Genomic DNA, 14535 nt, shown 5'->3' with positions numbered 1-14535 from the left:
TGACGGCGTGGGCCGGGCGGCAACGGCACCTACGCCACCACGGGCTTGCCCGTGAGCTCCACGCCCGCCTGGCGCAGCTCCTCCAGGGCCCGCTCGGTGGTCTCCGCGGCCACCCCGGCGGTCAGGTCCAGCAGCACCTGGGTGCGGAAGCCCTCCTTGGCGGAGTCCAGGGCGGTGGCGCGCACGCAGTGGTCGGTGGCGATGCCCACCACGTCCACCTCGTCGACCTCGCGGGCCCTGAGCCAGTCGGCCAGGGACACGCCGTTCTCGTCGGTGCCCTCGAAGCCGCTGTAGGCCGCCGAGTAGGCGCCCTTGTCGAACACGGCGTCGACCGCGCCGGAGGCCACGGCCGGGGCGAAGTTCGGGTGGAAGCCCACGCCCTCGGTGCCCGCCACGCAGTGCGCGGGCCAGGAGCGTACGTAGTCGGGGTCGTCGGCGAAGTGGCCGCCGGGGGCGATGTGGTGGTCGCGCGTGGCCACCACGTGCCGGTAGCCGGCGGGCGCCTGCCCGATCAGCTCGGTGATCGCGGCGGCCACGTCGGCACCGCCCGCGACCGCGAGGCTGCCCCCCTCGCAGAAGTCGTTCTGCACGTCTACGACGATCAAGGCGCGGCGCATGGTCGGTGTCCTTCGGCTGTCGGATCGGAGGGGAGGCAGGGGATACGGGGCCCGGTCGGTGAACCTACGAGCCTAGGGACTTCGCCGGCCGCGGGGGAGGGGACTTTCGGCGCCGTCGTGGGGGAGCGGGCGAGCGGGGGACACCAGCTTTAGCTACCCGAGGCGCCGTGCACGTACTCCGTCGGGAGGACCGCTTCCCCGCGCGAGAGCTGGGTCGCCGACAGCGGCAGACCCGCGCGGGCGGCCGCGTGCCGGTCCCGTACGACGTCCAGCGGCTCGCGGGCGACGACCTCGCCGCCCTTGACCAGCTGGACCAGCAGCTGCCGGTCCGCCAGCTCGGCCGGCACCGGACCGGTGCCCACGACCTCGGCCTCGGCCACCCCGTCCGCGTCCAGCCGGCGGGCCGCCCACTTGCGGCCGCCCACGGAGGTCTTGCCGCCGCTGGACTTCTTCGCCACCGGCTTCAGCGGCGCGTCCGGCCCGGCGCCCTCGGCGCGCGCGACCAGCTTGTAGACCATGGAGGCCGTCGGGTGGCCGGAGCCGGTGACCAGCTGGGTGCCCACGCCGTAGGCGTCCACGGGCGCTGCGGCGAGCGAGGCGATGGCGTACTCGTCGAGGTCGGAGGTGACCACGATCTTCGTGTCGCGGGCGCCCAGCTCGTCGAGCTGCTGCCGCACCCGGTGCGCGACCAGCAGCAGGTCCCCGGAGTCGATGCGCACGGCGCCGAGGCCGGGCCCGGCGACCTCGACGGCGGTGCGCACCGCCTCTGCGACGTCGTAGGTGTCCACCAGCAGCGTGGTGTCCCGGCCGAGGGAGTCGACCTGCGCCTGGAAGGCGTCCCGCTCCCGGTCGTGCAGCAGGGTGAAGGCGTGCGCGGAGGTGCCCACGGTCGGGATGTTGTAGCGGAAGCCGGCGGCCAGGTCCGAGGTGGTGGCGAAGCCGCCGATGTAGGCGGCGCGGGCGGCGGCGACGGCGGCCAGCTCGTGGGTACGGCGGGCCCCCATCTCGATCAGCGGCCGGCCGCCCGCCGCCGAGGACATCCGGGAGGCGGCGGCCGCGATCGCCGAGTCGTGGTTGAGGATCGACAGGATCACGGTCTCCAGCAGCACGCACTCGCCGAAGGACCCCTCGACCCGCATGACGGGCGAGCCGGGGAAGTAGACCTCGCCCTCGGGGTAGCCCCAGATGTCCCCGCTGAACCGGTAGTCCGCGAGCCACTGGAGGGTGGCGTCGTCTGCGACGCCGCGTTCGCGCAGGAAGCGCAGCACGTCCTCGTCGAAGCGGAAGTTCTCCACCGCGTCCAGCACCCGCCCGGTCCCGGCCACCACGCCGTAGCGGCGGCCGTCCGGCAGGCGGCGGGTGAAGACCTCGAAGACACTGCGCCGGTCGGCGGTCCCTGCCTTCAGCGCGGCCTGGAGCATCGTCAGCTCGTAGTGGTCGGTGAAGAGCGCGGTGGAGGGAACGTCCACCGGCAGCCGAAGGTCCGCTGTATTCATGGCGAGGAATCGTACTCCCATTTCGTCAGTCTGACGATTTAGGGGCCACGGGGCGTCGCACGGCACCGCCACGCGGGTGCGCGCCCGCCCGTTTGTGCTCCCACCCCCCTGTGGTGGCAGCATGGGCCGTGTGACGGCAGCCGCACCCATCGAGATCGAGAAGACCGAGCAGGCGGAGGAGGTCTTCGCCGTACCGGAGCCCGACGTCCCCTGGGTGACGATCGTCCACAACGACCCCGTGAACCTCATGAGCTATGTGACGTACGTCTTCCAGACGTACTTCGGCTACCCCAAGGACAAGGCCACCAAGCTCATGCTCGACGTCCACCACAAGGGGCGGGCGGTCGTCTCCAGCGGGACGCGCGAGGAGATGGAACGGGATGTGCAGGCCATGCACGGCTACGGTCTGTGGGCCACCCTCCAGCAGGACCGCAAGTAGTCCGGACCGCCCACGGACGAAGACCGCAGCCCGCAGACAGCCCGGACCCGGAAGCAGCGAACCCCCTCCATGCCAGGAACCTTCGAACCGCTCCCCGGCGGCGGCGCGGCCGTCGCCCTCGACGACGTAGAGATCTCCATCATCCGCTCGCTGGCGGTGCAGCTCCTGGAGCTGATCGGTCCCGGGCCCGCCGAGGACGCCCCGGGCGCCGGCGACCCGCTGGCCGAACTCTTCGCCGAGGGCCCGAGCGAGCCGCCCTCCGACCCGGTGCTCAGAAGGCTCTTCCCGGACGCCTACAGCGACCCCGCCCGGCCCCCGGCCGACGAGGCGGAGGCGGACGAGCGGCGCGCGCACTCGGCGGAGTTCCGCCGCTTCACCGAGAACGACCTGCGGGCCGGCAAGCGGGAGAACGCCCTCGCGGTCATCCGCTCGCTCAACGCGCTCGCGGCGGCGTCGGCCGGCGAGGGCGGGGCGGTGCTGAAGCTGTCGCCGGAGGAGTCGCGGCACTGGCTCGGCGCGCTCAACGACCTTCGCCTGGCCATCGGCTCCCGGCTGGAGATCACCGACGAGGACGACGCCGACAGCCTCTACGGGCTCCCGGACGAGGACCCGCGCAAGCCGATGGTGATGGCGTACCTCTGGCTGGGCGGGCTCCAGGAGACGCTCGTCTCCACACTCATGCCCTGACGCGTCCACGTTTGTGTGGATTTCGCGTTCGCTCAGCGGACGCTCAAATCCGGATAACGATAGCGTCACCGAAGCGGCCGGTTGTGCACCCTTCGGGCGCACTTTGTCCGCTTCTTCCTGTGTCTTGCGCCACAAGTGACCCCGGCGATCAGTGTTGCGGGCGTGATAAATCTTCACGACCGCCCGCCGGACGCCACCCCTGTCCGTCCGGGTGCGCCACCGAGCCGGCAACCGCCGGCCAGGCACCAACTCCATCAATCCGGGGGGATCGAAACCCGATCCGGGGCCGACGAGCGGCCCGGGTCGGCATGGAGAAAGGCGCACAGCACATGACCTCCTCGAAGGTCGAGAACACCCCTTCGCAGGGCACCGAAGCCCCCGAAGAGGGTTATGAGCGAGGGCTCGGCAGCCGACAGGTCCAGATGATCGCGATCGGCGGCGCGATCGGTGTCGGCCTCTTCCTGGGAGCCGGGGCGAACATCGCCAAGGCCGGTCCCAGCCTCATCCTCATGTACGCCCTGGCCGGCCTGATCATCTTCTTCATCATGCGGGCGCTCGGCGAACTGCTGCTCTACCGCCCGGTCTCGGGTTCCTTCGCGGAGTACTCCCGTGAGTTCCTCGGCCCGTTCTTCGGCTACTTCACCGGCTGGACGTACTGGCTGATGTGGGTGGTCACCGGCATGGCCGAGCTCACGGCCGCCGCCATCTACGTCAACTACTGGTTCCCGGCCGTCCCGCAGTGGGTCACGGCGCTGGTCTTCCTGGTGATCCTCTTCGGCGTCAACCTGATCTCCGTCAAGCTCTTCGGCGAGCTGGAGTTCTGGTTCTCGATGGTCAAGGTCACCGCGCTCATCGGCATGATCGTCATCGGCCTGGGCGTGCTCACCTTCGGCTTCAGCCAGGCGGGCGACACCGCCACGGTCTCCAACCTCTGGCAGTTCGACGGCTTCTTCCCCAAGGGCATCGGCTCGTCCCTGATGACCCTGCAGGGCGTGATGTTCGCCTACCTCGCCGTCGAGCTGGTCGGCGTCACCGCCGGTGAGTCGGAGAACCCGGAGAAGACCCTCCCCAAGGCGATCAACACCCTGCCCTGGCGCATCGCCCTGTTCTACGTCGGCGCCCTCACCATCATCCTGTGCGTGGTGAAGTGGACCGAGTTCGCGGCGGGCGTGAGCCCCTTCGTGAAGGCCTTCGCGGTCATCGGCATCCCCGCCGGCGCCGGCATCGTCAACTTCGTGGTGCTCACCGCGGCCCTGTCCTCCTGCAACTCGGGCATGTACTCCACCGGCCGCATGCTGCGCACCCTCGCCGACAACGGCGAGGCGCCCCGCGGCTTCAGCCGTCTGTCGGCCTCCAAGACCCCGGCGCTCGGCATCACCGTCTCCGTCGCCTTCATGGGCATCGGCGTCGTACTCAACTACGTCGTCCCGGAGAAGGCCTTCGGCTACGTCACCTCCGTCGCCACCGCGGCCGGCATCTGGACCTGGCTGATGATCCTGGTCAGCCATGTGCTGTACCGCAGGGCCGTGGTCGCGGGCCGGCTGCCCGCCTCCGCCTTCCCGGCGCCGGGCGGCGCGAAGTGCTCGTACGTGGCGATCGCCTTCCTGCTCTTCGTCACCGGCCTGATCGCCTACGACGCCGACTCCCGGGTCTGCCTGTACGTGATGGCGGTGTGGGCCGCCGCCCTGGCCGTCGGCTGGGCGGTCCTCAAGGCGCGCAACCCGCAGGTCGCCGAGCGCCGCGAGCCGGAGCTCGAGAAGGTCGGCTGACCGCCCGGAGGGCGTCCCCGCGGGGCGCCTTCCACCCAAGGGCCGGACGTCCCGCCGGAGCGGATACTCGTGGAAACCGCTCCGGCAGCCGCTCAGGACGTCCGTCATGTGGGCCGTTCCGTACCACTCCCCGGTACGGAACGGCCCCTCTCCTATCCTTGCGGGCATGCTGACCATCACCCAGTCGCTCCACGACCAGATCGTCGCCCACGCCCGCGCCGACCACCCCGACGAGGCCTGCGGGGTCGTCGCCGGCCCGGCCGGCTCCGGCCGGCCCGAGCGGTTCATCCCCATGCTGAACGCGGCCCGCTCGCCCACCTTCTACGAGTTCGACTCGCAGGACCTGCTGAAGCTGTACCGCGAGATGGACGACCGCGACGAGGAGCCGGTGATCGTCTACCACTCCCACACGGCCACCGAGGCCTATCCCTCCCGCACCGACATCTCCTACGCCAACGAGCCCGGCGCCCACTACGTGCTCGTCTCCACGGCGGACGCCGACGGGGCCGGGGAGTTCCAGTTCCGCTCGTTCCGGATCCTGGAGGGCGAGGTCACGGAGGAGGAGGTCCGGATCGTCGAGGCGTACTGATCCCGGACCGATGTCGGACCGTTCAGGCTGATCTCAGCTGGTGGATGGGACCGGTCCGAGGTGTGGAACGACACTCCGGTTCGCGGGGCGGGAATCGATACGATGAGCCCATGGTTATCCACGACGTGAGCGACAAGACGCCGGGCATGCTGCTCGTGGCGCGGCTGCACGTCGACCTGTGCAGGCTGGCCAGCGCCATCTGTTGACGCCCTCCCCTGCCGCCGTACGGCCGTGAGCCGGCGGCGCCCCCACCGCGTACACGAGACGCCCGCGTCGCCCGCCGCCGCGCCCACCGACCTGACTCTTCCCGACAGGAGCCCTGAAGCCATGGCCATCGAGGTCCGCATCCCGACCATCCTCCGCACGTACACCGACGGCCAGAAGGCGGTGGAGGGCGCCGGGGAGACCCTCACCGAGCTCTTCGCCGACCTCGAGTCCCGGCACCCGGGCATCCAGGCCCGCATCGTGGACGGCGACAAGCTGCGCCGCTTCGTCAACGTGTACCTGAACGACGAGGACGTGCGCTTCCTGGACGGCATCTCCACCAAGCTCGCCGACGGCGACAACGTGACGATCCTGCCGGCCGTCGCCGGAGGTTCCGCCGCGGCGTCAGCCGCGTCCGGCCGGGACGGCGGCCGGATGACGGGCGGGCATGCGCGGATCGGCCGCTGAGCAGCGATGCGCTACGACTCCCCGCTGGCCGCGGTCGGCAACACCCCTCTGGTGCGCCTGCCGCGGCTGTCGCCGTCCCCCGACGTCCGGATCTGGGCGAAGCTGGAGGACCGCAACCCGACCGGCTCGGTCAAGGACCGCCCCGCCCTGCACATGATCGAGCAGGCGGAGAAGGACGGCCGGCTCACCCCGGGCTGCACCATCCTCGAGCCCACCTCCGGCAACACCGGGATCTCGCTGGCCATGGCCGCCAAGCTCAAGGGCTACCGCATGGTGTGCGTGATGCCCGAGAACACCTCCTCCGAGCGCCGGGACCTGCTCGGCATGTGGGGCGCGGAGATCATCTCCTCCCCGGCCGCGGGCGGCTCCAACACCGCCGTGCGGGTCGCCAAGGAGCTGGCCGCCGAGCACCCGGACTGGGTGATGCTCTACCAGTACGGCAACCCGGACAACGCGGGCGCCCACTACGCCACCACCGGCCCCGAGATCCTCGCCGACCTGCCCTCGATCACGCACTTCGTCGCGGGCCTCGGCACCACCGGCACTCTGATGGGCGTCGGCCGCTATCTGCGCGAGCACCGGCCAAAGGTCCAGATCGTCGCCGCCGAGCCGCGCTACGACGACCTGGTGTACGGGCTGCGCAACCTCGACGAGGGCTTCGTCCCCGAGCTCTACGACGCCTCCGTGCTGACCACCCGCTTCTCGGTCGGCTCCGCCGACGCGGTCACCCGCACCCGTGAACTCCTGCAGCAGGAGGGCATCTTCGCGGGCGTCTCGACCGGCGCCGCGCTGCACGCCGCGATCGGCGTGGGCAAGAAGGCGGTGAAGGCCGGGCAGAGCGCCGACATCGTGTTCATCGTCGCCGACGGCGGCTGGAAGTACCTCTCCACCGGCGTCTACACGGCGGCCACCACGGAAGAGGCCATCGACACGCTCCAGGGCCAGCTCTGGGCGTAGGGCTCCGCCCGGGGCCAGGGCCTCCGCCCGGCGCGGGGCACGGCCCCGCCCTCCTCAAGCCCGCGTCAGCCCCCTCCTATGAGGGGGCTAAGTCATTCCTACGGCCGGGCAAAGAATTGCGACCGGCTCTGCCGGCCGGATCGGGGCGGGACTACGGTCCTCCCGCACCCTGTCATGTCACGATCAGCGACAGGCCGGGTGTCTGTGAGTGTCATGCTCATGACTGCGCGGTTCTGCCGCCGCTACGCGCGTCACGGGCCTGCCAATCCAGTGCGAATCCCCACTTCACAACCGGAGGCAGTTCCCCATGCGTGAGTCACGCCCGAGCGGGCGCAGACGGGGTCTGAGAAGACTCCTCTCCATCGCCCTCCCCTCGCTCGCCCTCACCGTCGCAGGACTCGTGGCGGCCCCCACGGCCGGCGCCCAGTCCGCCACCGCGCACCCGCACACCTCCAAGGCCACCCAGAACGCCAAGGCCCTCACCGACCCGAAGCGGCAGACCTTCCACAGCACCGGCAAGGCCGGCCAGAAGGTGCCCACCCAGCACCTGTGCGCCACCGCCCGCCCCGGCCACGCCTCCTGCTTCGCCCAGCGCCGCACCGACATCAAGCAGCGCCTCGCCTCGGCGCTCGCCGCCGCGGCGCCCTCCGGCCTCAGCCCGGCCAACCTGCACAGCGCCTACAACCTGCCCACCTCCGGCGGCTCCGGCCTGACCGTCGCCGTCGTCGACGCCTACAACGACCCCAACGCCGAGTCGGACCTCGCCACTTACCGCTCGACGTACGGCCTGTCGGCGTGCACCAAGGCCAACGGCTGCTTCAAGCAGGTCAGCCAGACCGGCTCCACCACCTCGCTGCCCACCAACGACAGCGGCTGGGCCGGCGAGGAGGCACTCGACCTCGACATGGTCAGCGCCGTCTGTCCCAACTGCTCCATCGTCCTGGTCGAGGCCGACTCCGCCAACGACACCGACCTCGGCATCGCCGAGAACGAGGCCGTCACCCTCGGCGCCAAGGTCGTCTCCAACAGCTGGGGCGGCTCCGAGTCCTCCGCCCAGACCAGCGAGGACTCGCAGTACTTCAAGCACCCCGGCGTCGCCATCACCGTCTCCGCGGGCGACTCCGGCTACGGCGCCGAGTACCCGGCGACCTCCCAGTACGTGACCGCCGTCGGCGGCACCGCGCTCACCACCGCCTCCAACTCCCGCGGCTGGAGCGAGTCGGTGTGGAACACCAGCTCCTCCGAGGGCACCGGCTCCGGCTGCTCCGCCTACGACCCGAAGCCGACCTGGCAGACCGACACCGGCTGCTCCAAGCGCATGGAGGCCGACGTCTCCGCGGTCGCCGACCCGGCCACCGGCGTGGCCGTCTACGACACCTACGGCGGCTCCGGCTGGGCGGTCTACGGCGGCACCAGCGCCTCCGCCCCGATCGTCGCCGGCGTCTACGCCCTCGCGGGCACCCCGGGCTCGGGCGACTACCCGGCGAAGTACCCCTACTCCCACACGGGCAACCTGTACGACGTCACCAGCGGCTCCAACGGCTCCTGCTCGACCTCGTACTTCTGCACCGCCCGCACCGGCTACGACGGCCCGACCGGCTGGGGCACCCCCAACGGCACCACCGCCTTCACCGCCGGCACCAGCACCGGCAACACGGTGACCGTCACCAACCCCGGCAGCCAGTCCACCGCCACCGGCGGCTCGGCGAGCCTGCAGATCCAGGCCTCCGACAGCGCGGGCGCCTCCCTCACCTACAGCGCGACCGGCCTGCCCACCGGCCTGTCCATCAACAGCTCGACCGGCGTGATCTCCGGCACGGCGAGCACCGCCGGCACCTACCAGGTGACCGTCACCGCCAAGGACTCCACCGGCGCCTCCGGCTCCACCTCCTTCACCTGGACCGTCAGCACCTCCGGCGGCAACTGCAGCGGGGCCCAGCTCCTCGGCAACGCCGGCTTCGAGTCCGGCAACACCACCTGGACCGCCTCCAGCGGAGTCATCACCAACGACAGCGGTGAGGCCGCCCACAGCGGGTCCTACAAGGCCTGGCTCGACGGCTACGGCTCCAGCCACACCGACACCCTGTCCCAGTCGGTGACCATCCCCTCGGGCTGCAAGGCCACGCTCACCTTCTACCTGCACGTCGACACCGCCGAGACCACCGGCAGCACGCAGTACGACAAGCTGACGGTGACCGCCGGCTCCAAGACCCTGGCGACGTACTCCAACCTCAACGCCGCCTCGGGCTACGCGCAGAAGTCCTTCGACCTGTCCTCGCTGGCCGGCTCCACGGTCACGCTGAAGTTCAACGGCGTCGAGGACTCCTCGCTGCAGACCAGCTTCGTCGTCGACGACACGGCGCTGACGACCGGCTGACCGGCTGACCGACCTCTGATCCGTCTGAGGGGCCCCGGCCGCGGACCGGCCGGGGCCCCGGCGTGCGTGGGGGAAGGGATCCTGATGTGCTGGAGGAACGTCACATCGGCACCGAGGCACTGGGTATCCGGAACGAACGAGCAGAAAGGCGGCCGCCCCATGCGCCGTACGACGCCCCACCGCATCACCGTCGCCGCCGCGGCGGCGACGACCCTGCTCCTCGCCGGCTGCGGGGCGCAGAACGACGGCAAGGGCTCGGCGGGCAGCGCGACGGCGTCCGCACCGGCCGGCGGCTCCTCCTCCACTTCCGCCTCCCCGACCCCGTCGGCGTCCGGTTCCGTGCCGCCTTCGGTGACGCCCTCCGACTCCGCCTCGGCCTCCCGGCCCGCGACCCCGTCCGGCTGCACCGGCCAGTCCGAACTCACCGCCGCCGACTCCGGCCGCACCGTGTGCCTCACCGCGGGCGGACAGCTCCGGCTCACCCTGGACGGCACCAAGGACCGCCCCTGGACACCGGTCAAGGCGACCGGCACCGCGCTCAAGGCCGCCAACCCCGGTTTCGTCATCCAGCCCGGCGACGCCGTCGCCGCCTTCGACGCGGTCGCCCCCGGCACCGCCCGCCTGACCTCCTCCCGCCCGCTGTGCGCGACCCACCCGGGCCAGGTGTCGTGCAAGGGCGTCCAGGAGTGGTCGGTCACGGTACGGGTGACCGCGCCATGAGCACCGCGGGACTCAGCCGGCCAGGTAGCGCACCTGGTCCCACAGGACCGGGTCCACGACCCCCACCCGGCGCCGGAAGTCCCACACCGGCACCTCGCGCACCTCGTCGGTTTCCAGGAAGCTCGTCCGCCCCTGCGCGTCCCCCACCGAGCCGGGCGGCAGCGGGATCACCCCGGCGCGCTCGTCGTGGTACTTGCTGGTGATCTTGGCGACCCTGGCGCGCTTGCCCCGCACGGACAGCACCAGACAGGGCCGGTCCTTGGACCCCGGGCCCTCCTCGTAGGGCACGTTGGCCCACCAGATCTCCGCCGGCTGCGGCCGTGCCGCACCGCCCCGGCGCTCCGGACGCCCCGGCGGACGCGTCCTCCGCCCGGCGGGCCGGCGGCCACGCCCCCACCCGTCGACGAGCATGGCGACGAGCGCGAGCAGCACCACCGCCGCGAGCGCCAGCCACCAGGACGTGTCCATAGGGACGACGTTACCGGCGCGCGACAACCCGCGCGCGCCCTCTCTCGAACCCCATGCGCCCCACGTCCAGCCGAACCGGTGACACCACAGGTGAGTTCGCCCACAACAGCCCTTGCCGGAGGAGCTACCGGAGGTTTCGCGCCTTACTCTCGACGGACCGCACGCCCCCCGTCACCTTCCTTTTTGATGTTCCCCGCCAGCGGAGGTTTCTGCTTTATGAAGCTCACCGTCGTCGGCTGCTCGGGGTCGTTCCCGTCCGCGGAATCGGCCTGCTCGAGCTACCTCGTCGAGGCCGACGGCTTCCGGCTGCTCCTCGACCTGGGCAACGGCGCCCTCGGCGAGCTGCAGCGCCACTGCGGTCTCTACGACCTCGACGCGATCTTCCTGAGCCATCTGCACGCCGACCACTGCATCGACATGCTGGGCTACTTCGTGGCGCGCTACTACCGCTTCGACGGCGGCCGCCCCGGCCCCCTGCCGGTCTACGGCCCCGAGGGCACCGAGCACCGCCTCACCACGGCCTACGCGGACACCCCCACCGCCTCCTCGATGAGCGAGGTCTTCGACTTCCACACGGTCAAGCCGGGCACCTTCGAGATCGGCCCCTTCACCGTGCACACCGAGCGCGTGGCCCACCCCGTGGAGGCGTACGGCATCCGCGTCGAGCACGGCGGCCGGACGCTGACGTACTCCGGGGACACCGGACCGAGCGACGCGCTGGAGGAACTGGCGCGCGAGGCCGACCTGTTCCTGTGCGAGGCGGCCTTCACGTACGGCAAGGAGGACATCCCCGACCTCCACCTCAACGGCCGCGAGGCCGGCGAGACCGCCACCCGCGCCGGCGCCCGCCGCCTGGTCCTCACCCACATCCCCCCGTGGACCGACCCCCAGGTCAACCTCGCCGACGCCCGCGAGGTCTACGCCGGCCCGGTGCACCTGGCGGCGCCCGGAGCGACGTACGAGATATGAGGCGGCCGCACGCACGACGAGGCCCCCGCAGCCGCACGGCTCCGGGGGCCTCGTGGCGTCGGCGGGGCCTACGCCTTGGTGAGGTCCTCGACCTCCTCCTCGGGCTCACGGCCCGGGGTGGGGAGGTTGAACTTGGTGATGGCGAAGCGGAAGGTCACGTAGTAGACCGCCGCGAAGACCAGGCCGATGGGGAGGATCAGCCATGGCTTGGTGGCCAGGTTCCAGTTGAGGACGTAGTCGATGGCGCCCGCGGAGAAGGTGAAGCCCGCGTGGACGCCGAGCGCCCAGGTGATCGCCATGGACAGGGCGGTGAGCACCGCGTGGATCGCGTAGAGCACCGGGGCGATGAACATGAACGCGAACTCGATCGGCTCGGTCACGCCGGTGACGAAGGAGGTCAGCGCGACCGAGACCATCATGCCCATCACGGCCTTGCGGCGCTCGGGGCGGGCGGAGTGCGCGATGGCGATCGCGGCGGCCGGCAGGCCGAACATCATGATGGGGAAGAAGCCGGACATGAACTGTCCCGCGGTCGGGTCGCCGGCGAAGAAGCGGTTGAGGTCGCCGTGCACGATGTCGCCCGCGGCGTTCTTGAAGTCACCGATCTGGAACCAGGAGACGGTGTTCACGAACTGGTGCATGCCGACCGGGATCAGCGCGCGGTTGACCAGACCGAACAGACCGGCGCCGGCCGCACCGAGACCGGTGATCCACTCGCCGAGGTTGGAGATGCCCTCACCGATGGGCTCCCAGACCAGACCGAAGAAGACACCCATGACCGTGCCGACGAAGGCCATGAGGATCGGCACCAGGCGGCGGCCGTTGAAGAAGCCGAGCCAGTCCACCAGCTTGGTACGGTGGTAGCGCTGCCACACCACGGCGGCCAGCAGACCCATCACGATGCCGCCGAGGACACCGGGATTGTTGTAGGTTGCGGCTATGTCCGCGCCCTTCTGGATCTTCGCCTCGGTGACCGGGAAGGCCTTCAGGACGTTGCTGTAGACCAGGAAGCCGACCAGGCCGGCGAGGGCGGTGGAGCCGTCGGACTTCTTGGCGAAGCCGATCGCCACACCGATGCAGAACAGCAGCGGCAGGTTGTCGAAGATCGCCCCGCCGGCCGTGGCGAAGACCGCCGTGACCTTGTCGGGCAGGTGCAGCTTGTCGTGGATGTCCTGCTGGCCGAACCGGAGCAGGATGCCGGCGGCCGGCAGCACCGCGATCGGGAGCTGGAGGCTTCGGCCTACCTTCTGCAGGCCCTGGAACAGGCCTGATCCCCGCTTCTTCGCGGGGGCCGCCGCTGGCTTCTCGGTGGCGGTGCTCATACTTCCTCCATCGGGTGGTGGTCTACACCACTCAGTGGTGTAGACCTGTTGTAGCACGATGAAGGTGGCGTAAGGAACCCACGATTCCTGCGACGAAACCGCTACTTTCCGTATGTGTCGCGGATCACGCCTTGGTGGTGTCCTCGACCTGCTCGACGGGCTCCCGTCCGGGCGTCCTGAGGCGGAACTTCGTGATCGCGAACCGGAACACCACGTAATAGAGGACGGCGAAGCACAGACCGATTGGCACGATCGCCCACGGCCGGGTCGCCAGGCGCCAGTTGATGACGTAGTCGATCAGCCCCGCCGAGAAGCTGAACCCGTCGTGCACCCCCAGCGCCCACGTCACCGCCATCGACACCCCCGTCAGCAGCGCGTGCACCCCGTACAGCGCGGGCGCGATGAACATGAACGAGTACTCGATCGGCTCGGTGATCCCCGTGACGAACGACGTCAGCGCCACCGACAGCATCAGCCCGCCCACCTCCTTGCGGCGCTCGGGCCGGGCGGTGTGCGTGATCGCCAGCGCCGCCGCCGGCAGCGCGAACATCATGATCGGGAAGAAACCCGAGGTGAACAGGCCCGCGTTCGGATCGCCGGCCAGGAACATGTTGATGTCGCCGTGCACCACCTTCCCGTCCGGCTGCGTGTAACTGCCGAACTGGAACCACAGCGGCACGTTCAGGAACTGGTGCAACCCCACCACCAGCAGCGCCCGGTTCGTCACCCCGAAGATCCCCGCCCCGTACGGGCCCAGCCCGTACAGCCAGTCGCTGAAGCTCTCCAGCCCGCGCCCGACCGGCGGCCACACCCACAGGCACGACCCCGCGAACGCGATCGCCACGAACGACATCACGATCGGCACCAGCCGCCGGCCGTTGAAGAAGCCCAGCCAGTCCACCAGCCGTGTGCGGTGGAAGCGCTGCCAGAAGTAGGCGGTCAGCAGACCCATCACGATCCCCCCGAACACCCCCGGATTCTGGAACGTGAACGCCGTGAGGCTCCCGTCCACCGACCGGCAGCCGAAGTCGGGCACCAACTGGGAGCCGCCCGGACACCTCGGGAACTGGCGCAGCACGTTGTAGTAGACGAGGAACCCCGCCACCGCCGCGAGCGCGGTCGAGCCGTCGGCCTTCCTCGCCATGCCGATCGCCACACCGACGCAGAACAGCAGCGGCAGACCGAGGGAACTGTCGAGCAGGGCGCCGCCCGCGCCCTTCATCACCTTCGACAGGCCGATCCAGCCGAGCCCGTCCGCGCCGAAGACGTCCGGCTGCCCCAGCCGGTTCAGGATGCCGGCGGCCGGCAGCACGGCGATCGGCAGCTGCAGGCTGCGGCCCATCTTCTGCAACCCCTGGAACAGGGAGTTCCAGCGCTCGCGCACGGGGGAGGGGGCGGCCTGGGCGCCCCGGGCGCTGTCGGCACTCATGGCGACCTCCCCGGCATGGTCCGC

15 protein-coding genes are annotated in these 14535 nt (G+C 70.7%); 10 read left to right on the top strand and 5 right to left on the bottom strand.

Features of this window, described 5'->3' with window-relative positions; translation table 11 throughout:
- Positions 1 to 29: 29 nt before the first annotated feature.
- The gene (locus IE249_RS17305) at positions 30 to 617 is read right to left on the bottom strand and encodes an isochorismatase family protein (RefSeq protein ID WP_189705706.1); all 588 of its coding nucleotides are present in this window, start codon (positions 615 to 617) and stop codon (positions 30 to 32) included.
- A gap of 149 nt (positions 618 to 766) precedes the next feature.
- Positions 767 to 2113: a nicotinate phosphoribosyltransferase gene (locus tag IE249_RS17300; protein ID WP_189705705.1), complete on the bottom strand. Its 1347-nt coding sequence runs from the start codon at positions 2111 to 2113 to the stop codon at positions 767 to 769.
- A gap of 121 nt (positions 2114 to 2234) precedes the next feature.
- Between IE249_RS17300 and clpS the strand changes: the two genes are divergently transcribed.
- From clpS to IE249_RS17260, 9 genes are all read left to right on the top strand, one after another.
- Positions 2235 to 2552: an ATP-dependent Clp protease adapter ClpS gene (gene clpS / locus IE249_RS17295; RefSeq protein WP_189705704.1), complete on the top strand. Its 318-nt coding sequence runs from the start codon at positions 2235 to 2237 to the stop codon at positions 2550 to 2552.
- Between the two features lie 69 nt (positions 2553 to 2621).
- Positions 2622 to 3239: a DUF2017 domain-containing protein gene (locus IE249_RS17290; RefSeq protein WP_189705703.1), complete on the top strand. Its 618-nt coding sequence runs from the start codon at positions 2622 to 2624 to the stop codon at positions 3237 to 3239.
- A 329-nt stretch (positions 3240 to 3568) separates the two neighbouring features.
- Complete coding sequence (locus IE249_RS17285; protein ID WP_189705702.1) at positions 3569 to 5008, top strand: amino acid permease; 1440 nt, start codon at positions 3569 to 3571, stop codon at positions 5006 to 5008.
- Between the two features lie 166 nt (positions 5009 to 5174).
- Positions 5175 to 5597 carry a M67 family metallopeptidase gene (locus IE249_RS17280; RefSeq protein ID WP_189705701.1) on the top strand — a complete coding sequence of 141 codons (423 nt, stop codon included), beginning with the start codon at positions 5175 to 5177 and terminating at the stop codon, positions 5595 to 5597.
- A gap of 110 nt (positions 5598 to 5707) precedes the next feature.
- Positions 5708 to 5803 (top strand): putative leader peptide, encoded by a 96-nt coding sequence (locus IE249_RS40030; protein ID WP_373304403.1) that lies wholly within the window; start codon positions 5708 to 5710, stop codon positions 5801 to 5803.
- Positions 5804 to 5924: 121 nt separating this feature from the next.
- Positions 5925 to 6269: a MoaD/ThiS family protein gene (locus IE249_RS17275; protein WP_229858704.1), complete on the top strand. Its 345-nt coding sequence runs from the start codon at positions 5925 to 5927 to the stop codon at positions 6267 to 6269.
- A gap of 6 nt (positions 6270 to 6275) precedes the next feature.
- A complete protein-coding gene (locus IE249_RS17270) occupies positions 6276 to 7226 on the top strand; it encodes a PLP-dependent cysteine synthase family protein (protein WP_189705700.1) in 951 nt (316 codons plus the stop codon).
- A gap of 307 nt (positions 7227 to 7533) precedes the next feature.
- Complete coding sequence (locus tag IE249_RS17265) at positions 7534 to 9603, top strand: putative Ig domain-containing protein (protein WP_189705699.1); 2070 nt, start codon at positions 7534 to 7536, stop codon at positions 9601 to 9603.
- 159 nt (positions 9604 to 9762) lie between these two features.
- Positions 9763 to 10323, top strand: a complete 561-nt coding sequence (locus tag IE249_RS17260) for a hypothetical protein (RefSeq protein ID WP_189705698.1) — start codon at positions 9763 to 9765, stop codon at positions 10321 to 10323.
- Between the two features lie 12 nt (positions 10324 to 10335).
- On the opposite strand, the gene IE249_RS17255 is transcribed toward IE249_RS17260, so the two are convergent.
- Positions 10336 to 10791 (bottom strand): type II toxin-antitoxin system PemK/MazF family toxin, encoded by a 456-nt coding sequence (locus IE249_RS17255; protein WP_189705697.1) that lies wholly within the window; start codon positions 10789 to 10791, stop codon positions 10336 to 10338.
- 216 nt (positions 10792 to 11007) lie between these two features.
- Between IE249_RS17255 and IE249_RS17250 the strand changes: the two genes are divergently transcribed.
- Positions 11008 to 11760 carry an MBL fold metallo-hydrolase gene (locus tag IE249_RS17250; protein ID WP_189705696.1) on the top strand — a complete coding sequence of 251 codons (753 nt, stop codon included), beginning with the start codon at positions 11008 to 11010 and terminating at the stop codon, positions 11758 to 11760.
- Positions 11761 to 11828: 68 nt separating this feature from the next.
- Here IE249_RS17250 and IE249_RS17245 read toward each other — a convergent pair whose 3' ends face one another.
- Positions 11829 to 13082: a PTS transporter subunit EIIC gene (locus tag IE249_RS17245; RefSeq protein WP_189705695.1), complete on the bottom strand. Its 1254-nt coding sequence runs from the start codon at positions 13080 to 13082 to the stop codon at positions 11829 to 11831.
- A 124-nt stretch (positions 13083 to 13206) separates the two neighbouring features.
- Complete coding sequence (locus tag IE249_RS17240; RefSeq protein ID WP_189705694.1) at positions 13207 to 14511, bottom strand: PTS transporter subunit EIIC; 1305 nt, start codon at positions 14509 to 14511, stop codon at positions 13207 to 13209.
- Positions 14512 to 14535: the final 24 nt, after the last annotated feature.

This window comes from Streptomyces anandii JCM 4720, from assembly GCF_014650655.1.
In the GTDB taxonomy this organism is placed as follows: domain Bacteria; phylum Actinomycetota; class Actinomycetes; order Streptomycetales; family Streptomycetaceae; genus Streptomyces; species Streptomyces anandii.
The sequence above is the reverse complement of the archived record's forward strand: the minus strand, read 5'-3'. Positions and strand labels throughout refer to the sequence as shown.